Origin of the sequence: Streptomyces sp. NPDC093801 (genome assembly GCF_040701585.1) — a bacterium.
In the GTDB taxonomy this organism is placed as follows: domain Bacteria; phylum Actinomycetota; class Actinomycetes; order Streptomycetales; family Streptomycetaceae; genus Streptomyces.
Map to the genome: position 1 here is coordinate 175,634 of NZ_JBFBDP010000014.1, position 17,779 is coordinate 193,412.

Genomic DNA, 17,779 nt, shown 5'->3' on the forward strand with positions numbered 1-17,779 from the left:
GCCTGTGACCTGCACCGGAGCACACCGCTCCGGTGCAGGTCACCGGTGCGGAGGGTACGGACGTGAGCAGCAGCCGCCGGGGCAGGACCGTGGGGGTGACGGCCGCGGCCGTCGCGGCACTCGCGGGCAGCCTCGTCATCGGCGGGATCGTCCGGACACCGGCCGACGGGCCCCACCGGGCGGGCTGGGTCCGGGAACCCGCCGACGGCCGAGCCCCCGCCCGCGCCGGGAAGGACCCCTCGCGCGGCACGGTCGAGGCGGAACTCGCAGCCGCCGCCACGGCGGCCGGGCTCACCCCGGGCGCCGCGTCCCCCGCCGAGAAGGGCGACCTCGCCGACTGCTCGGCGCACTGGTCCGGCAACGGCCCCGCGGACGACGGCCGGCTGGCAGCCCTGGAATCCGCCCTGGAGGAACGCGGCTGGCACGTCACGGCGCGCAAGGGGGAGCCCGCCCCGGCGGTGGCACTGGAGAGCGGCTCCTGGCACCTGGAGTTCACCAACGGCGGCCTCCTCGAAAACCTCTCCCTGACGGCCACCCGCTCCGGCCACACCTGCGACCGGGCCTTCCGCCGCGCAGCGGCGACCCGGGAGCCGCACGGCTAGCGCTCGTGCGGGTCTCAGAGCCTTCGGTGGGCGTGGAGGAGGTATTCCTCGCGGTGCAGGGGGTTGTGGTCGGTCCGCTCCCGGGCGCGGGGGGTCCGGGCCGGGCGGTGGTGGGCGAACTCCGTCTCCAGGACGCCGTCCCCGCCGGTGAGCCCGGGCAGCTCCCGCTCCAGGCCGTGCACGTGCTCCGCGGGCAGGTGGCCCTCGACGACGTACGCGTCCCCGACGGCCGCCGGGGTGCCCGGAACGGCCCGGTGGCGGGCCAGGGCGAGCGACACGGGCGCGTACGCGTCCTGGGGGAACTCCAGGCGGAACCGGTGCACCGGCTCGTGGACCACGGTCCCGGCCCGCCGCAGCGCCGACATCAGGACCAGCGGGGTCAGCCCCCGGAACTCGCCCGCCGTGCTGCGGATGCTGCAGAAACCCGAGTGGGTCATGGTCACCAGGCAGTCGGGCACCTGCCAGCCGAGCAGCCCCTGCCGCAGCGTGGCGTGGACGGTCTCCTCGACGGCGCGCATGTAGCCCAGCGGGAGCGAGCCGAGTTCGACGTCCCGGCGGAAGAGGACCCCGCTGCCGGCCGGGGCCGGCTCCACGCGCAGGCCGACCGTCGCCAGGAACGGGTTCCCGTCGTGGTCGAGGATCTCGTACGCGGCGCCCGTCCCGGTGACGCGCTCCACGCAGATCGGTGTCGTCTCGCGGAAGGAGACGGCGGTTCCGTACTCCTCGGCCAGGGTGGCCGCGAGGACCTCCTTCTGGACCTCGCCGTAGAGGGACACCGTCAGCTCCCCGCTGTCCGGGTCCTGGCGCAGGCCGATCAGCGGGTCCTGCTCGGCGAGCCGGGCCAGGGCCGCGTGCAGGGCCCCCGTGCCGTCCGGGTCGGCCGGCACCACGACGCTCTCCAGGGAGGGTGCGGCGAAGGCGCGGCCGTACGGGCGGCCCTCGGGCTCCCGGCCCACCACGTCCCCGATCCGGACCGCCGACAGGCCGCGCAGCGTCGCGATCTGCCCGGCCCGGGCGACGGTACGGCGCACCGCCGTGCCCCGGTCGTAGACGGCCAGGTCCGTGACCTTGCAGCGGGTGCCGGCGACCCGGACGTGCTCACGGGCCCGGACCTGTCCGGAGAAGAGCCGGACGTAGGCGATCCGCTCGCCGCCCTCGCTCCGCTCCACCTTGAACACCCGCCCCGACAGAGGACCCCGGGCATCGCCGTGCTCGCCGGGCAGCAGTTCCCCGATGCCTTCGACGAGGTCCGCGATGCCGGCGCCGGTGATCGCCGAGCCGACGTACACCGGGTGCACCAGCCCGCCGCGGGTCTGCGCCGCCAGCGCGGCGCGCAGCCGTGCGTACGGGAGGGACCGCTCGTCGGCGACGTACGCGGCGAGCAGGTCGTCGTCGTGGGTGGTGAGGACGTCCAGGAGACGCCGGGTGAAGGCGGTGTCGTCCGGGGTGAGGGCCGTGACCCGGGCCGCGCTCGTGCCGAGGCCGCCGGTGACCCGCCCCATGCGGATCGCGGGCACGGCGAGCCGGTGCCCGATCTCCCGCAGGACGCGGTCGACGTCGGCGCCGGCGCGGTCGGCCTTGTTGACGAACAGCAGGGTCGGGATGGAGAGCCGCTTCAGCGTCCGCATCAGGACGCGGGTCTGCGGCTGCACTCCCTCCACGGCGGAGACGACGAGGACCGCGCCGTCCAGGACGCCGAGGGCGCGTTCCACCTCGGCGATGAAGTCGGGGTGCCCCGGTGTGTCGATCAGGTTGACGGACACCGCGGAATCCCCGCTGCCGAGCGGGAAGTTGACCACCGCCGACTTGATGGTGATACCGCGGCGGCGTTCCAGTTCGAGGCTGTCGGACCGGGTGTTCCCCTCGTCGACACTGCCGATCTCGCCGATGACCCCGGCCGCGTACAGCAGCCGCTCGGTCAGGCTGGTCTTACCGGCGTCGACGTGGGCGAGGATCCCCAGGTTCAGCGTGCGTGCAATGGATGGCACAGAGCGTCATGTCCTTCAGGTGGATGGGCGTTCCTTTCGCGGGGGACACGGACGTTCGGCGCATCGGTCGGCTCCTTGAAGGCAGAGGGCTCTCCCCGGGAGGCTCGCACGCGGGCGGGCGGGACGGCCACTGGTTTTCCGCCCGGCCCGGCAGGGCTCGGGACACCACGGCAGGGCTCGGGATACGCGGCTGACAGATCGTCCGGGAGGTGCCTATGATGCCGCCGATGAAGACCTTCCCCTCTCCCGGATCGGAGGAATCGTCCGCGCAAGGTGAGTGCTGATGGCAGCTCACTTCGCGGAACCGGTTCCCGCCCGCCTGTTGATGTGGCAGCGCGTACGCGAGTACGCCGTGCCACCGTCCATGATCGAAACCGCGACCGCCCGCCGTGCGGCCGGTGACTGGGCGGGCGCCTGCGCCGCCGCCCGGATCGACGTCGATCTCGATCTGCGCGCCGTGCGCCTCCGCCACGGCACCGACCTCGCCTCCCGCCTGCGGGCGGACCTGCGCCGGCTGGCGCCGGACCTGCTGCGCTGGCACATGCCCCGGATCGCCCCCGACGGGCGGTTGCGGCCCGGCCTCACCCTGTCGTTGGCCCGCTACGGCGGCCCGGACGCCGCGGTGGCCCATCTCGTCGTGCGGACGCCGCCGGCCTGGGCGGACGCGGGCCAGCGGATGTCCCTGGCGCTCTGGGAGGACTCCCGGACGGACGCGCCCGGGCACCATCCGCACCCCCACCCCGACCGGCGCTTCCGGCTCGATCTGCACCGCCACCTCTGGGACGGCACGCGCAGCGCCGAACTGGCGCGGCGGTGCGGCGCGGCCGCACCGGACGGCCCCGGTGGCGGGGGGCCCGCGTGGCCGCCGGACCACTGGGCGGCGGAGGCCGAGCTGTTGCTGCGCGCCGAGGGCCGCTCGCGCGGGGCCCTGACCGTACGCCTCGGTGCGCGCAGCCGCGCCGTGCTCGAACTCGTCGCCCCCGACGACGGCCACGCCCCAGTGCTCAGGCCGGTACGGGAGGCGCTGTCGCCGCAGCGGACCGCGGAGCTCCCGGTGCTGCCGGAGGCCGCGGTACGCGCCCTTCCGGACCTGGAGCTCCTGCGGGCCGGGCTGTTCCGTGCGGAACGGCTTCACCCGCTGGTCGCGGCGGCACTGGCGGCGTCGGGGCCCACGGGCCCCGCGGAGCCGTGGCCGCCCGGCGGGCCCGGGGCCGCGGCCGCCGGTGGGGACGCGGGCCCGGGCCACGGGTCCGCGGACCCGCACCGGGTCGAGTGCCGGGGAGAGGTGCACCGGATCGCGCTGCGGGACGGGGTGCTGGCGGCGGTCGACCACGAGCCGGCCCAGCTGGCCCGCGAGGACCTGCTCGGGGCCCTCGGCGGGCCGGTGCTGCCCTGCCTGCGGGCGATCGACGCGGTGCACCGCAGCCCCGAGGCGTTGCCCGCGGTCCGCGACCGGCTCGGCCACGGTGACGTGACCGGGGCCCTGGCCGTGGTCGAGGGGTTGCTCGGCCCCGGCGCGGTCCTGCGCGAGGGGCCGCTGCGGGACGCCCTGCAGGGTGCGCTGGCCGGCCGCCTGGAACACGGGCTGTTCCGTTCGGGCCTGGTACCGGTGCACCCCGCCGCGGACGGGGCGGGGGACGACGGCCACCGGTCACGGCCTGACCGCCGTCTGCCGCTGGACCTGCTCCGCAAGCGCGCCGGCCGTACCCGGCCGCGGACCGTCCTGCGCGGCTGAAGCCCCGCGGGACCCGCCTTCCCGCGCTCCCGGCCTTCACCAACCGGTCGTCCCGGGCCCGTCGTCCGGGGCCGGGCGGCCGCGTCCCCGCCCCCGCCCCACCCCGACGGCTCGGCCGACCCGGCGCCGGACCACCGGCGCACCACCGTAGCCACCGCCTCCCCCTGGCGCGCACCGCCGTACGCGCTCCCTCCCGACGGGTCTCCCGTCCACGAACCCCTCCAGGTGATGCCCATGACCTCCAGCACCGTCCTCGCCCCGCCCGTACCGCCGACGGCCGACCGGCCGCAGCTCGGCCTCGCCGAAGACCTCCTGGCCCTGCTGCGGACGACCACCACCGAGCCGCGCCGCGACGAGCAGTTGGAGGCGCTGGCCCTCTCCGTCGCGGCGGACCTGCCCGTGCTCCTCTGGGGTGAGCCCGGCATCGGCAAGACCGCCGCGCTGACCCAGCTCGCCGCCTCCCTCGACCTGCCGCTGACCACGGTGATCGCCAGCGTGCACGAGCCCACCGACTTCTCCGGGCTGCCCGTCGTCGGCGAGGACCCGGCGGTGAACGGGGTGCCCATGGCCCCGCCGCAGTGGGCCGTGGAGCTGGTGCGGGCCGGGCGGGGGCTGCTGTTCCTGGACGAACTGTCCACCGCCACACCGGCCGTGCAGGCCGCGCTGCTGCGCGTGGTCCTGGAGCGGAGGGTCGGTGCGCTGCAACTGCCGCCCGGCGTGCGGATCGTGGCCGCCGCCAATCCGCGGGCGTCGGCCGCGGACGGATGGGAGCTGAGCCCGCCGCTGGCGAACCGGTTCGTGCACCTGTACTGGGTGCACGACCGGGAGGTGGTGGTGCGCGGTCTCGGCGGGGTCTGGCCGAGCGCGCAGCTGCCCCGGCTGGACGCGGCGGGGCTGCCGGACGCGGTGGCCTTCGCCCGCCGCGCGGTGTGCGGCTTCCTGAACACCCGGCCGACGCTGATCCACCGGCTGCCGACCACCGAGACCCGGCGCGGCGGTGCCTGGCCCTCGCCCCGCAGCTGGGAGGCCGCGATGACGCTGCTCGCCTTCGGCACGGCCGCTTCCGTCTCGCGGGACGTGCTGGCGCTGCTGGTCCGGGGCGCGGTCGGGGACGGGCCCGGCCTCGAACTGCTCGCGCACGTCGACCGGATGGAGCTGCCCGACCCGGACGTACTGCTGGCCGACCCCGGCGCCGCCGAACTGCCCGCGCGCGGCGACCTGCGCCAGGCCGTGCTGGAGGCGGTGGTGGCCGCCGTCGGCGCCCGCCCGGAGCGGGAGCGCTGGGAGGCGGCCTGGGCGGTGCTGGTCAGGGCGCTGGAGACCGGCGCACCGGATCTGCTGGTCGGCCCGGCGAAGGCGCTGGCCGCGTTGCGGCGCGAGGGCTGGGAGGTGCCGGAGGCGGTGGAGCGCCTGTCCTCGGTCGTCGGCCTGGCCCGGCGGGCGGAGGGCTCGGTGGCCCGGACCGCCGCGGCCACCGGTGCCCGGAGCGCGGCGGGCGGGTGCGCGTGACCGGGGCCGTGAAGCCGCCGGAGCGGCGCCCGGCGGCCCCGGCCGCGCGCCCGCTGCCCCGGCCGATGAACCCGCCGCCGCCGCGGCCGGTGCGGGTCGCCGTGCCCGGGCCGCCGCCGGGGCCGGCCGTCCCGCTGGACCTGGAGAAGCTGCTGGCCGCCCGGCTGCACGCGGTCGAGGTCCGCCCGTACCTCGCCAGTGCGCTCTTCGCGCTGCACGTGGTGGAGGACCGGTCGGTGCCGACGATGGCGGTGGACACCCACTGGCGCTGCTACGTCTCCCCGCTGTTCGTGGCGCGCACCCCGCTGGAGGAGCTGGCGGGGGTGTGGGTGCACGAGGTGTCCCACCTGCTCCGGGACCATCACGGGCGCGGCGAGCGGTACGCGCGGGAGCACGGGGAGCAGGGGCCCGGCCGGCGGCTGCGGCAGAACATCGCGGCGGACTTCGAGATCAACGACGACATCTACGGCGACGGCCTGCCGATGCCGGCGGGGGCGGTACGGGCCTCGCTGCTGGGCCTGCCGGAGGGGCTGCTGATGGAGGAGTACCTGCGGACGTGCTCGATGGCGGGCCTCACCGCGGGGACGTCCTGGCTGGACTGCGGCAGTGGGGCGGACGGGCATGCGCGGCCCTGGGAGCTGGGGCCCGAGGGGGCGCACGGGCTGAGCCGGCAGCAGCGGGACGCGGTGCGCTTCCGGGTGTCCGAGGCAATCACCGGCCGGCCGGGGGACGCGCCGCAGGGGTGGCGGCGGTGGGCGGACGAGGCGTTCCACCCTCCGCAGCCGTGGCGGCAGCTGCTCGGTGCGGCGGTCCGCGCGGCCGCGGGTGCGCCGGGGGCGGGCGAGGACCACAGCTACCGGCGCCCGTCGCGGCGTTCGGCCGGCCTCCCCGGCGTGGTGCTGCCGAGCCTGCGCCGGATGCCGCCCCGGGTGTGCGTGGTGATCGACACCTCGGGGTCGGTGAGCGACGCGGAGCTGGGCAGCGCGCTGCTGGAGGTGGCGGCGATCTCGCGGGCGGTGGGCGGACGGCGCGACCTGGTCTCGGTGATCTCCTGTGACGCGGCGGCGGGCGTCGCCGTGCCGCTGAGCAGGGCCGAGAACCTCGAACTGATCGGCGGCGGCGGTACGGACCTGCGGTCCGGCTTCGCGCGGGCGCTGCGCTCGCGGCCCCGCCCGGACGTGATCGTCGCCCTGACGGACGGGCAGACGCCGTGGCCGTCCGCGCAGCCGCCCTGTCGCACGGTCGTCGGTCTCTTCCCGCGCGTCCCCCGCGCCGTGGACGAGGACGACGACGAGGACGACCCGGACTACACCCCCGACGCCCCGCCCGCGTGGGCGCGCGTCGTCCCGATCGGGTAGCTCAGCGCCCCACCCGGGTGAGCTCGCGGTTCATCTCGGCCAGGAAGCGGATGACGACGTGCAGTTCGTCGGGGCCGAAGCCCGAGCGGGCGGCATCGGTGGCCCGGGCCAGGGGGCGGAAGTACGCGCGGGCCGCGTCGCGGCCGGCCTCGGCGTAGTGGAGGTGGACCACGCGCCGGTCGTCGGCCGCCCTGACCCGGCGGATGTGGCCCGCCTTCTCCAGCCGGTCCAGACAGGCCGTGACGGCGCCCGAGGTCAGGTTCATGCGCGTCCGCAGGCCGCCGGGCGTCATCGGGCCGGCGTCCTCGTCGTGTTCGGCGTCCAGGACGGCGATGAGCGCCTGTACGTCCGTCAGGTGCAGGCCCTGCGCATGGGCGAATTCCTGGGCGATGCGGTTGAACTCGGCGTTCATCGCCCGCAGCAGCACGGCGAAGGAGTGCAACCCGATCGGGTCGTCGGAGGGAAGTACGGGCCGGGAGGTGTCAGTGCTGCGCATGGGACCAGCATAAGATCTCTCAATGATTGAGATACTTGATGATCGAGCAAGGGGAGGTTCGTCATGGCGCGCACACCGCGCCGGGCCCGCCGGCTGGTGCCCGTCGTACTGCTGCTGGTCTGGCTGGGCATCGGCGGAACGCTCGGCCCGTACGCCGGAAGGCTCGGCGAGGTCGCCACCAACGACCAGGCCGCGTTCCTGCCCCGGAGCGCCGAGTCCACCAGGGTCATCGAGGCCCGCAAGGCCTTCGAGCGTTCCGCGTCGGTACCCGCGGTCATCGTCTGGCAGGCCTCCGGGGGCGGCGGAATCGGCGACGGGCAGCAGCAGGACGCGACACGGGCCGTGGCCGGCCTGGCCGGCGGGAAGGGCATCGCGGGACAGCCGTCACCGGCCCTGCGCTCCGCGGACGGCGCGGCGCTCCAGGCGGTCGTCCCCCTGTCCCCCGGGCTCGGCGACGAACGGGCCGCCGTCCTCGACGAGGTGCGCGCGGCGGCCGCCGTACCGGGGCTGACCGCGCAGATCGCGGGACCGGCGGCCACGCAGGCCGACCTCGCGGACGCCTTCTCCGGCATCGACGGACTGCTGCTGGGCGTCGCGCTCGGGGCCGTGCTCCTGATCCTGCTGCTGGTCTACCGCAGTGTGCTGCTGCCCTTCCTGATCATCATCAGCGCCGTGTTCGCCCTCGGCCTGGCCTGCGCGGTCGTCTACGCCCTCGCCGACCGCGGCGTCGTGCGCGTCGACGGGCAGGTCCAGGGCATCCTGTCCATCCTGGTCATCGGCGCCGCCACCGACTACGCGCTCCTCCTCGCCTCCCGGTTCCGGGAGGAGCTCACCGCCCGCGAGGACCGCGCGGCCGCCGCCGTCGCCGCCGTGCGCCGTTCGGCGGGCGCGATCACCGCCAGCGCCGCCACGGTCGCCCTCGGCCTGCTCGCCCTGCTGGCGAGCGACCTGACCAACAACAGGGCCCTGGGCCCGGTCGGGGCGATCGGCATCGCCTGCTCGGTCCTGGCCACCCTGACGTTCCTCCCGGCCGTCCTGGCCCTCCTCGGCCGGACCGCCTTCTGGCCCGCCGCACCCAGGGCGTCCGACACCGCCGGCGAGGGCCGCCGGCTCTGGCGCCGGGTCGCCGCCCTCATCGACCGGGCACCCCGGCGCGTGTGGGTGTCGACGTCGCTGCTCCTGCTGGTCCTGGCGGCCTTCGCACCGGCCCTGTCCGCACGGGGCGTCCCGCTGGACGAGGTCTTCGTCAAGGACGCCCCCTCCGTAGCCGCCCAGGACGCCCTCGGGCGGCACTTCCCCGGCGGATCCGGCCAGCCGGCGGTGATCATCGCCAACGCGGCCGCCGCTCCGGAGGTGCAGGCGGCGGCGCGGGCGACCGACGGAGTGGCCTCCGCCTCGCCGGTCACCGCCTCCGGGCGGCCCGGCGGGGGCGAGCCCCTGGTCGTGGACGGCCGGATCCGGATCGACGCCACCCTGACGGCGGCGGCGGACAGCGACGCGGCGAAGCACACCGTCGCCGAACTCCGGGACCGCCTGCACTCCGTCCCCGCGGCGGACGCGCTCGTCGGCGGCTACACCGCCCAGGCCTACGACACCGAACGGACCGCGGCCCGCGACCGCACCCTCATCGTCCCCGTCGTCCTCGCCATCATCCTGCTCATCCTCGTCCTGCTGCTCCGCTCGGTCCTGGTGCCCCTCCTGCTCGTCGCCACCGTCGCGCTGAACTTCCTCGCCACCGTCGGCGTCAGCGCGCTCGTCTTCGAGCACGTGCTGGGCTTCAGCGGCGCGGACGCGTCCGTCCCGCTCTACGGGTTCGTCTTCCTCGTCGCCCTCGGCGTGGACTACAACATCTTCCTGATGTCCCGGGTGCGCGAGGAGACCCTCGGGCACGGTGTCCGCCGGGGCGTCCTGCGGGGGCTCACGGCCACCGGCGGGGTCATCACCTCGGCCGGCGTCGTCCTCGCCGCCACGTTCGCCGCGCTCATGGTCATCCCGCTGGCCTTCCTCGTCCAGATCGCCTTCATCGTCGCCTTCGGCGTCCTCCTCGACACCCTCGTCGTACGCTCCCTCCTGGTCCCCGCCCTCGTGATCGACATCGGCCCCCGGAGCTGGTGGCCCAGCGCACTGGGCCGCGACCGGGGCGCCGGCACCGGTCCCCCTGCCGCTGCCGCGACGACGCAACCGAGGACGTGAAGGACTCGTATGCGACAGGAGGCTCCGGCTGGCCGGCCATCCCGGCCGGGGGCCGGCGCCCGGCTTCGCGTGACGCCCCTCCCGCGGGCGTCACGTCAGCTCGGGTGCGCCCTCCCGGGCGGGCGCCTCGTCCGCCGGGTGGTCCGGAGCGGCGGCCGGGGCGGCGGCGCGCAGCGCCGCTTCGACGCGGCGGTTGTTGGTCATGGACGCCGTGACGGCCGTCATCGCCAGGAGGAGGCCCGCGGCGGCGTAGAGCGGGGTGCGGATGTCGTAGGCGGTGGCCAGCCAGCCGCCGAGGAAGGCGCCGAACGGGGCGGCGCACATGGCGAGCATGCGGGAGGTGGAGGCGACCCGGCCCATCAGGTGGGCGGGGACGATCGTCTGGCGGAGGGAGGGGGCGAGCACCATCGTGGCGCCCATGCCCGCGCCGCAGACGGCGAGCGCGAGGCCTGCGACGTAGGCGTTCGGGGCGGCGGCGAGACCCAGGACGGCGAGACCCTCGACCGCTGCCGTGCAGGTCAGCGCGGTGCCGGTGCCGAGGCGGCGGCCGAGGAAGGAGGCGATGCCCGCCCCGAGCAGACCGCCGGTGGCCTCCGCGGTCAGGAGCAGGCCGAAGCCGAAGGTGCCGATGCCGAGGCGCTCGTGCGCGAAGAGGGCGAGTACGGTCTCCACGGCGATGAAGGCGACGTTCCCGACCGCCGGACGCAGCGCGAGTCCGAGCAGCAACCGGTCCCGGAACACGTACGAGGCACCGGCCCGCGCCTGCCGCAGCAGCGACTCACGGGCCTGCGGTACGGGCCGGGGCACGGCGGGCAGTGACCGTACGAGCAGTGCGGAGAGCGCGAACGAGACCGCGTCGGCGAACAGCGGGACCGCCCGCCCGAGCGCCAGCAGGGCGCTGCCCGCGGGCGGGCCGGCGAAGCCGGACGCAGCGGTCTGGGTGCCGCGCAGGCGGGAGTTGGCGCGCTCCAGGAGCGCGGGGTCGCGGCCGAGCAGATCGGGCAGATAGGCCGTGGCGGCCGTGTCGAAGAAGAGTCCGCCGAGGCCGAGCAGGAAGGCGACGGCCGCGAGCAGCCCGATGTTCAGCACGTCGAGCACGGACGCCACCACGGGTATCCCGAGCAGCAGCGCACGCGCCGCGTCCGTGACCCACATCGTGCGCCGCCGGTCCCAGCGGTCCACGAGCGCGCCGCCGAGCACCCCGAAGAGCAGCCAAGGCAGCGTTCCGGCGGCCGTGACGACGGCGAGCGCCATCGGATCGCGCGTCAGCGTGAGCGCGAGCAGCGGCAGCGCCGCATGGGTCACCCCGTCACCGAGCGAGGACACCGTCTGCGCGGTCCACAGCCGTCCGAACCCGGCCGGCAGCTTCTGTACGTCCGAGGTCACTTGGCCTCCCCTCCGGCCTGTCGGCCCGACGCCGGGTGGAAGAGCGCGAAGACGAGCGACGCGTCCGGCAGCGACGGATCGGACAGCGCCCGGTACTCGTCCGCCAGCGCCTCCAGCCGTGCCCCCAGTTCGGCGAACTGCTCGTCGGTGAGCCGCAGGTGCGCCATCCGCACGTGCCGCTCGCCGTCCGCCGGCGCGGCCTCCAGGTCCGCCACCGCGTGCCGCATCAGCATGTCCGGGCCCCCCTCGCCCGGGTCCGGCAGCACGATCGACCGCGCGGCCATCGCGTAGTACCGCTCGTTGACCCCGCGGACCTTGCGCGTCCGGACCACCTTCACCAGGCCGGCCCGCTCCAGCAGCCGCACGTGGTAGCTGGAGCTTCCCTTCGCGAGGCCGACCCGCTCGGCGATCTGGGTGATCGTGGCGGGCTCGAAGCGGAGCACGGCCATGATGCGGTGGCGCGTGAGGTTGGAGACGGCGCGCAGCTGCTCGTCCGTGGTGACGTGGAACGTCTCGGGAAGATCATCGGTTGGCATGGGAGTAATGGTCAACGATTCTTGACCATTGAGCAAGGGGTTTCCGCGCGGATTCCCGGAACGACTCCGAGCACCCGCCCCGAAGGCCGCCGGAACATGACGAAACCCCCGCTGCGGCACCGGGCCGGACAGCGGGGGCTCCGTCGTGTTCGGGATCAGAAGTCGTCGTGGGCGCCGTGCCGATGGCGCACGGGGCGGATGTCGGCCTCCTCGTCGAAGAGGGCCTTGCGCAGGTCGGTCCGCAGCCGGGCCCGTGCCGCGCGTTCGTCGAGGGCGGCGGCGGTCTTGACGTACCGGCTCCGGTGGATCCAGGCACAGCAGTACGCGTAGACCGCGAAGGACCGCCCGACCTCGGCGGGGCGGGGGCGCCGGCCCTCCCTTCCGGCCCGGGCGAGTTCGGCCGGGGTGTACCGCAGGCCCGTCAGGGTGTGGCTGCGCTCGGGGTGGTTGCGCGGGTACTCGCCCCAGGGAACGCCCCTGAGGCTGCGGAGCCGGATCCCGTGGGGGGTCCGGTGGTGGGGAACGTGGTGGGCGGTGCGGGACATGTGCGCTCCGTACGGCCGCCCCAGAAGGGTTCTGGGTGGGGCCCTAACGGAAGCCGGAGAAGAACACGCTCCTCACCCCCTCCGGAAACAGGACGCTCCGCCCGCACGGTACTGCCCGAGCGGCCCACCCTATCCACGACGACGCCGACGCGGCGCATCACGCGGTGCGCGGAGTGAACGGCGAACTCGCGGACGGCGCCCGGCCGGTGGCGGCTCCGTCCTGCGGGTCGCGGCCGGGACGACCCCAGGGGTCAGAAGCGCGCCGTGTCGCCCCAGTAGCCGCCGGTCTCCCGGTGGTGGTCGGCATCGCCCAGGCGGCCGCCCGGGGTGAACTCGGGCGCGTTCCTCACCTGTTCCCGGGTCCGGTCGACGTGGACCTTCTCCTCGGCGGTGTCGATCCGGGTGATCGTTCCGGCGGGCAACAGCACTTCCCGGCCGAAGATCCAGGGCCCGGTGTCGACGACGATCCAGGAGTTCCCGGTTTCGTACGAGTGCTTGTCGACCTTGCCGATGCTGCCGTCCACCGCCTCCACCGTGTAGCCGGTGAGGTCCCTGTCCTCGAAACGGGCGACGGTCAGGTGGTAGGCCCAGATGCTGTCGTTCACGAGCGCGACTCCCTCTCTCGACGGTCTCTCGGAAGCGGGCACTGCTCCGCTCCGACCCTCGCCTGCCCGGAACCGGCGCGGTCAAGCACCTGAAGCGTCCCGGCAGTCACGCCGACGGCGTCGTGGCGCACCGTCAGACGTGCGGGCCCGCCGGGAAGGCGCCGTGGACCGGTCCGGCCGCTACCGGCCCGCGCCGGCGCGCCACCAGGGCGGCGATGCCCAGCCCGACCCCCACCGGCAGGAGGAGCACCCCGGCGGACATCGCCAGGCCCAGGCCCACGGCCGCCGGGGCGTCCTGGTCCTCCTCGACCCCGGTCACGGCCGCCACGGGCAGGGTGCCCTGGCCGGCCTCCGGGTGGAAGCGGGAGTCGGCGGAATTGCCCCGGTTGTCGCCCAGGACGAAGAACCGGCCCTGCGGCACCGCGACGTCGAAGGGCACCCCGCCGTCGCCCGGGGCGTCCTGCACGTAGGGCTCGTCGAGCGGCCGCCCGTTCAGCGTCAGGGTCTTGTCCCCGCTCGCGTAGGAAATGCGGTCGCCGCCCACCGCCACCACACGTCCCAGGAACGGACCCTTCAGGCCCCACTCCGCCGGGTCGTACAGCACCACGTCCCCGCGCCGGACCCCGGAGGTGTCCTTGCGCAGGACCACGAGGTCGCCGGGGGCGTACGTGGGGCGCATGTTCTCGCCGGACTGGTGCGACGCGGTGAACCGGTTCAGCATGAACGCGATCGGACCGGCGATCAGCACGACGCCCAGCACCAGCGAGGCGACCGCCCCGATGCCCCTCCTGCGCCCGGGTCTGCGTTGCATCCGGCCGTGTCCTCTCCCAGCAGTCATCATTGGCCAAAACAATACGGTCAGTTCCGGACCGCAGGCGATCAGCGGTCGGGGCCGGCGGCCGCGGCGCGTGGACGGTCCGCGAGCCAGGCGGCGGTCCGCTCCTTGAACTCGCGCAGGACGTAGGGGCTGTCGTCGGACGCGATGCGTTCCAGATGCCGCAGCACGTGCTCCGAGCGGTCCGGCCGGCGGACCGCGATCACGCCGACGCCGGTCTCGCCCGTGGAGGCGCTGATGTACACGCTGCCGTCGAGGGCCATCATGGCGAAGCCCGGGTGGCCGGCGTGGACGCCGAGGAACGCCGACGCCGCACCCCGGCCCATGACGTCCCAGCGGTCCTGGAGCCGGACCCGGGTCCACAGCGCCGGTGCGGCGCAACGGTCGCCGTGCAGGTGCTCCACGGCCGCCCGGTGCGTACGCGTGCCCTGGGGGAGCTGGACGAGGAACTCGCGCCGGTGGTCGAAGAGCCCCTGGGAGACGGCGAGGCCGTACCAGTCCTCGTTGAGCCGGTCGACGAGCCGGGGGGTGTCGTACCGGTGGGTGAAACCGCCGGCGACGTCCTCGGAGCGGTATCCGACGACGAACGGCACCGTGCCGTCCGGCACGGCGTCCGGGATCACCTCGAGGCCGGCCCGCCGCAGCGGCCGGTACACCTTGCGCTCGCGTTCCCGGGTACCCATCGTCCCCCGTTCTAGCAGGGGACTCGCGCAGTGCGGCGGGCGGGCCTCAGGCGTGGCTGACGATCACCAGCAGCGCGGCGCACTCGGCGAGGAGCTGGACGGCGAGCGCCACCCGCCGGATCCGCACGGCCGGCGCGGCCAGGGCGACGACCAGTGCCACGACGCCGAGTCCGGCACCCCATCCGAACAGCCACCCCGGCAGTCCGGAGGCGCACTGCTCCCCGTACGTCACGCACCGCGACGCCCGCTCCGACGCCAGCGTCAGGACACCGGCGACGGCGGCCGCGGGCAGGAACAGGAGGGCGGCCACGACCGCCCGGATCCGGGTGAGGTCACGCGGCGGTGCGGAGGAGACCGGGGGAAGGGAAGCGGATGCGTTCATGCCCCCAGCCAACCCGGGCGGCCGGGCCTCCGGCAGCGTCCGGCTACTCAGATCGCCGGAGGCCGCGTACTCAGGTACCGCCGGGACGGGGTCAGCGGGTGGTGTGGCCGCCGTTGAGGAACAGGGTCTGGCCGTTGGCCCACCAGCCGTCGGTGAGCATGATGTTGCGGCCGAACAGCTCCTTGGACAGCGCGCGGGTGAAGTGCTCGACCGGGGCCTTGCTGCCCGCGTAGGAGGAGCAGAGGCCGGTGTAGGCAGCGAGCAGCCAGGTCACGATGGTGATGATCTTGCCGCCGTCCTCCATCCTGCGGGCGGCCTCGCGCATCACGAAGAACGCGGCCTTGGAGTTGACCGCGAACATGCGGTCGTACTCCTCCTCCGTGATCTCGGTGAGGGGCTTCTTCAGGAGGCGACCTTTCCTGCCAGCGTCGCGCCGGGGGTGTTCACCATGGCTGTCTCCTTGAGAGCGGAGGGGTGGGGTGGGCCCCTCCGTCCGTATGATCCGGCGCACCCGCCTCCCGCGGCATGCGTCGCGGCCGGGGGGAGGGTTCTCGGACGATCCACGCGACCCGGTTGGACGATCCGCGCATGCTCCTTCCGAGGGCGGCCGGTTCACGTGCCAGGCCCGGACCGGAATGCGCGGCCGGACCACTGCTCCCCTCCGTCGCCCCCTGGTGACTGGAGACCCAGGCCCTGGGGAACGGGACGCAGGCGTGCGCAACGCCGCGGGGCGCACGCCGGACGCGCCCCCGGGCGGACCGCCCCCGCGGCGGCCGGCGGAGCTGCGCGACCACATCCGCCTGCACCTGGTGCGGCTCACCAGCCTGGAGGAGCTGTCCGCGGTGGCCGGGGGCGGTTCCGGGCACCTGGACCGGGCCCGGACCACGGACCTGACGCCCGGGGTGCTGCGTGAGGACGGCGGGCCCGGACCGCGCGCCGGCCGGGGGCGGGGAGCCGGGGGACGGCGGGCTGTCCGCGGCCACGGCGGCCGGGGTCGTCGAGAGGTACGCGGCGAGCGCCGCGGCGAGCAGGAGGGTGACGTTCAGGCCGATCCGGCGGTCGCCGCGGCGCAGGTGGACGCGGGTGGCGCCGGCCTGGAGGAGCACGAGGCCGACCGCCGCGGTGCGGGCGAGCCAGGGGGCGATCCCCGTGGCCGGGGGCAGGACCAGGCCCAGCGCGCCGGCCAGTTCGACCGCTCCGAGGGTCCTGACGGCCGGTGTCGCCATCGTGTCGACCCAGGCCATCATCGGCAGGAGCCGCTCACGGGTACGGATCAGCTTCAAGGCGCCCGAGTAGAGGGAGAAGAGCGCCAGCGGGGCGGCCACGGTCCAGTAGACGGCGGGCATGGGGGTTCCGTTTCCTACGGTCGGCGGGACGGGGGGCGGGCGGCGGCGGACGGCCGTCACGCGGGAGGCGGCGGACGGCCGTCACGCGGGAGGCGGCGGACGGCCGTCACACATGCGGCCGGGTACGGCCGTCACGCGGGCGGTGCGGCGGGGAACTCGGCGGCGGGGCGGGTGGCGTAGCGGGCCATGGCCGCGGCGTTCGCCTCCGGGGTGAGCGGCCGTCCGTCGGCGAGCAGGTCCTGCAGGTCCCGGAAGTACTGCGCGTAGCGGGCCGGGGTGAACGTGCTGAGCATGACGGCCGGCTGGTCGGTGACGTTGGCGAAGGTGTGCGGGGCGCCGGGCGGCACCACGACGAGCGTGCCGGCGGGGGCGTCGTGGCTGTGGTGCCCGACGGTGAAGCGCACCGTGCCGGAGAGGACGTAGAACCCCTCGTCGTGCCGGTCGTGGCGGTGCTGCGGCGGTCCGGAGGTGTGCGGGGCGAGGACGGACTCGGCGAATCCGATGCGGTGCCCGGTGGCGGTGCCGTCCTCCAGGATGCGCATCCGCGTGGTGCCCAGGACGATCGTCTCGCCCTGGCCCGGGAGGACGACGGACACGGCGGGGTCGGCTCCGGGCCGCCCGGCCGGGGTGTGGTCTGTCATGTCCCGATTGCAGCCCGGGGGCCCGCAGGGCGTCCAATACCGTCTGGAGAACCCCGATACCGTGCGGGTATCGTCGCCGGTCATGGAGCTGAGAACGCTGCGCTATTTCGTCGCCGTCGCCGAGGAGCTCCACTTCGGGCGGGCCGCCGCCCGGCTGCACATGAGCCAGCCGCCGCTGAGCCGGGCGATCAGGCGGCTGGAAGCGGACGTCGGAGCCGTGCTGCTGGACCGCTCGGCCGCGGGCGTCGCGCTCACCCCGGCCGGTGCGGCGCTGCTGGACGAGGCGCGCACGCTGCTGGAGCGGGTCGAGCGGGCGAGGGTGCGGGTGGCGGCCGCGGCCGGCGCCGGGACCCTCACGGTCGGCATGATGACCGATCACGCCGACCCGGGCGCCCACCGCCTGGCCGCCGCGTACCGGCGACGCCATCCCGGTGTCGAGGTCCGCGTCCGCGAGACCGACCTGGCCGATCCGACGTGCGGGCTGCGGGCCGGCCTCGTCGACGTCGCCCTGACCCGCGGGCCGTTCGGGCAGGACGGCCTGACGGTGCGTGAGCTGCGCGCCGACCCCGTCGGGGCGGTGCTGCGCGCGGACGACCCGCTGGCGGACCGGGACCGCCTGGAGCTGGCCGACCTGTCCGGCCGGCCCTGGTTCCGGTTCCCCCCGGGCACCGATCCGCTCTGGCAGTCCTACTGGAACGGCGGGGAACCCCGCGAGGGCCCCGTCGTCCGCGCGGTCCAGGAGTGCCTCCAGGCCGTGCGGTGGAACGGGACCGTCGGACTCGCCCCGCTCGTCCACGCCCCGCCCGAGGGGCTGGCCCTGGTGCCGGTCGCCGACATGGCTCCGAACCCCGTGGTGGTGGCCTGGCGGCAGGGCGACGCGAACCCACTGGTGACGACGTTCGCCCGGACCGCCGTCGCGGCCTACCGCGGCTGAGGGGC

16 protein-coding genes and 2 pseudogenes are annotated in these 17,779 nt (G+C 75.3%); 6 read left to right on the plus strand and 12 right to left on the minus strand.

Annotated elements, in window-relative coordinates; translation table 11 throughout:
- Window positions 1-62: 62 nt before the first annotated feature.
- On the plus strand, window positions 63-602 hold the full coding sequence (locus AB0469_RS18435; RefSeq protein WP_366452462.1) for a hypothetical protein: 540 nt from the start codon (window positions 63-65) through the stop codon (window positions 600-602).
- A gap of 14 nt (window positions 603-616) precedes the next feature.
- Here the strand turns inward: AB0469_RS18435 and AB0469_RS18440 are convergent, their stop codons facing one another.
- A complete protein-coding gene (locus AB0469_RS18440) occupies window positions 617-2,581 on the minus strand; it encodes a translation factor GTPase family protein (protein WP_366452503.1) in 1,965 nt (654 codons plus the stop codon).
- 292 nt (window positions 2,582-2,873) lie between these two features.
- On the opposite strand from AB0469_RS18440, the gene AB0469_RS18445 reads away from it, so the two are divergent.
- The 3 genes from AB0469_RS18445 to AB0469_RS18455 all read left to right on the plus strand — a co-directional run bounded on the left by AB0469_RS18445 (window position 2,874) and on the right by AB0469_RS18455 (window position 7,192).
- Window positions 2,874-4,325 carry a hypothetical protein gene (locus AB0469_RS18445; protein WP_366452463.1) on the plus strand — a complete coding sequence of 484 codons (1,452 nt, stop codon included), beginning with the start codon at window positions 2,874-2,876 and terminating at the stop codon, window positions 4,323-4,325.
- A 234-nt stretch (window positions 4,326-4,559) separates the two neighbouring features.
- Window positions 4,560-5,834: a MoxR family ATPase gene (locus AB0469_RS18450; protein WP_366452464.1), complete on the plus strand. Its 1,275-nt coding sequence runs from the start codon at window positions 4,560-4,562 to the stop codon at window positions 5,832-5,834.
- 140 nt (window positions 5,835-5,974) lie between these two features.
- Entirely contained in the window at window positions 5,975-7,192 is a 1,218-nt protein-coding gene (locus tag AB0469_RS18455) for a VWA-like domain-containing protein (protein WP_366452504.1), read from the plus strand.
- A 1-nt stretch (window position 7,193) separates the two neighbouring features.
- Here the strand turns inward: AB0469_RS18455 and AB0469_RS18460 are convergent, their stop codons facing one another.
- Window positions 7,194-7,688, minus strand: a complete 495-nt coding sequence (locus AB0469_RS18460) for a MarR family winged helix-turn-helix transcriptional regulator (RefSeq protein ID WP_366452465.1) — start codon at window positions 7,686-7,688, stop codon at window positions 7,194-7,196.
- Between the two features lie 63 nt (window positions 7,689-7,751).
- Between AB0469_RS18460 and AB0469_RS18465 the strand changes: the two genes are divergently transcribed.
- Window positions 7,752-9,881, plus strand: a complete 2,130-nt coding sequence (locus AB0469_RS18465; protein WP_366452466.1) for an MMPL family transporter — start codon at window positions 7,752-7,754, stop codon at window positions 9,879-9,881.
- A gap of 90 nt (window positions 9,882-9,971) precedes the next feature.
- Here AB0469_RS18465 and AB0469_RS18470 read toward each other — a convergent pair whose 3' ends face one another.
- The 10 genes and pseudogenes from AB0469_RS18470 to AB0469_RS18515 form a co-directional block, all read right to left on the minus strand.
- Entirely contained in the window at window positions 9,972-11,267 is a 1,296-nt protein-coding gene (locus tag AB0469_RS18470) for an MFS transporter (protein ID WP_366452467.1), read from the minus strand.
- Window positions 11,264-11,803 (minus strand): winged helix-turn-helix domain-containing protein, encoded by a 540-nt coding sequence (locus AB0469_RS18475; protein ID WP_366452468.1) that lies wholly within the window; start codon window positions 11,801-11,803, stop codon window positions 11,264-11,266. Before AB0469_RS18475 ends, AB0469_RS18470 begins: the two co-directional genes overlap by 4 nt.
- 155 nt (window positions 11,804-11,958) lie before the next feature.
- The gene (locus AB0469_RS18480; protein WP_366452469.1) at window positions 11,959-12,348 is read right to left on the minus strand and encodes a hypothetical protein; all 390 of its coding nucleotides are present in this window, start codon (window positions 12,346-12,348) and stop codon (window positions 11,959-11,961) included.
- Window positions 12,349-12,599: 251 nt separating this feature from the next.
- Window positions 12,600-12,953 carry a PRC-barrel domain-containing protein gene (locus AB0469_RS18485; RefSeq protein WP_366452470.1) on the minus strand — a complete coding sequence of 118 codons (354 nt, stop codon included), beginning with the start codon at window positions 12,951-12,953 and terminating at the stop codon, window positions 12,600-12,602.
- 133 nt (window positions 12,954-13,086) lie between these two features.
- Window positions 13,087-13,764, minus strand: a complete 678-nt coding sequence (gene lepB / locus AB0469_RS18490; protein ID WP_366452471.1) for a signal peptidase I — start codon at window positions 13,762-13,764, stop codon at window positions 13,087-13,089.
- A gap of 68 nt (window positions 13,765-13,832) precedes the next feature.
- A complete protein-coding gene (locus AB0469_RS18495) occupies window positions 13,833-14,471 on the minus strand; it encodes a hypothetical protein (protein WP_366452472.1) in 639 nt (212 codons plus the stop codon).
- A gap of 46 nt (window positions 14,472-14,517) precedes the next feature.
- Window positions 14,518-14,853, minus strand: coding sequence for a hypothetical protein (locus AB0469_RS18500; protein WP_366452473.1), 336 nt, complete (start codon window positions 14,851-14,853; stop codon window positions 14,518-14,520).
- 91 nt (window positions 14,854-14,944) lie between these two features.
- Window positions 14,945-15,268, minus strand: a pseudogene (locus AB0469_RS18505) (SDR family oxidoreductase); the annotation flags it as partial.
- Window positions 15,269-15,848: 580 nt separating this feature from the next.
- Window positions 15,849-16,199 (minus strand): annotated as a pseudogene (locus AB0469_RS18510) (DoxX family protein); the annotation flags it as partial.
- A 131-nt stretch (window positions 16,200-16,330) separates the two neighbouring features.
- Entirely contained in the window at window positions 16,331-16,840 is a 510-nt protein-coding gene (locus tag AB0469_RS18515) for a cupin domain-containing protein (RefSeq protein ID WP_366452474.1), read from the minus strand.
- A gap of 82 nt (window positions 16,841-16,922) precedes the next feature.
- Between AB0469_RS18515 and AB0469_RS18520 the strand changes: the two genes are divergently transcribed.
- Window positions 16,923-17,774 carry a LysR substrate-binding domain-containing protein gene (locus AB0469_RS18520; RefSeq protein WP_366452475.1) on the plus strand — a complete coding sequence of 284 codons (852 nt, stop codon included), beginning with the start codon at window positions 16,923-16,925 and terminating at the stop codon, window positions 17,772-17,774.
- The last annotated feature ends 5 nt before the right edge of the window (window positions 17,775-17,779 follow it).

Coding starts and splice junctions, on each gene's coding strand:
- AB0469_RS18475 (WP_366452468.1), bottom strand. CDS start 11,803: ATGCCAACCGATGATCTTCCCGAGACGTTCCACGTCACCACGGACGAG.
- AB0469_RS18515 (WP_366452474.1), bottom strand. CDS start 16,840: ATGACAGACCACACCCCGGCCGGGCGGCCCGGAGCCGACCCCGCCGTG.
- AB0469_RS18495 (WP_366452472.1), bottom strand. CDS start 14,471: ATGGGTACCCGGGAACGCGAGCGCAAGGTGTACCGGCCGCTGCGGCGG.
- AB0469_RS18450 (WP_366452464.1), top strand. CDS start 4,560: ATGACCTCCAGCACCGTCCTCGCCCCGCCCGTACCGCCGACGGCCGAC.
- AB0469_RS18500 (WP_366452473.1), bottom strand. CDS start 14,853: ATGAACGCATCCGCTTCCCTTCCCCCGGTCTCCTCCGCACCGCCGCGT.
- AB0469_RS18520 (WP_366452475.1), top strand. CDS start 16,923: ATGGAGCTGAGAACGCTGCGCTATTTCGTCGCCGTCGCCGAGGAGCTC.
- lepB (WP_366452471.1), bottom strand. CDS start 13,764: ATGCAACGCAGACCCGGGCGCAGGAGGGGCATCGGGGCGGTCGCCTCG.
- AB0469_RS18445 (WP_366452463.1), top strand. CDS start 2,874: ATGGCAGCTCACTTCGCGGAACCGGTTCCCGCCCGCCTGTTGATGTGG.
- AB0469_RS18465 (WP_366452466.1), top strand. CDS start 7,752: ATGGCGCGCACACCGCGCCGGGCCCGCCGGCTGGTGCCCGTCGTACTG.
- AB0469_RS18480 (WP_366452469.1), bottom strand. CDS start 12,348: ATGTCCCGCACCGCCCACCACGTTCCCCACCACCGGACCCCCCACGGG.
- AB0469_RS18460 (WP_366452465.1), bottom strand. CDS start 7,688: ATGCGCAGCACTGACACCTCCCGGCCCGTACTTCCCTCCGACGACCCG.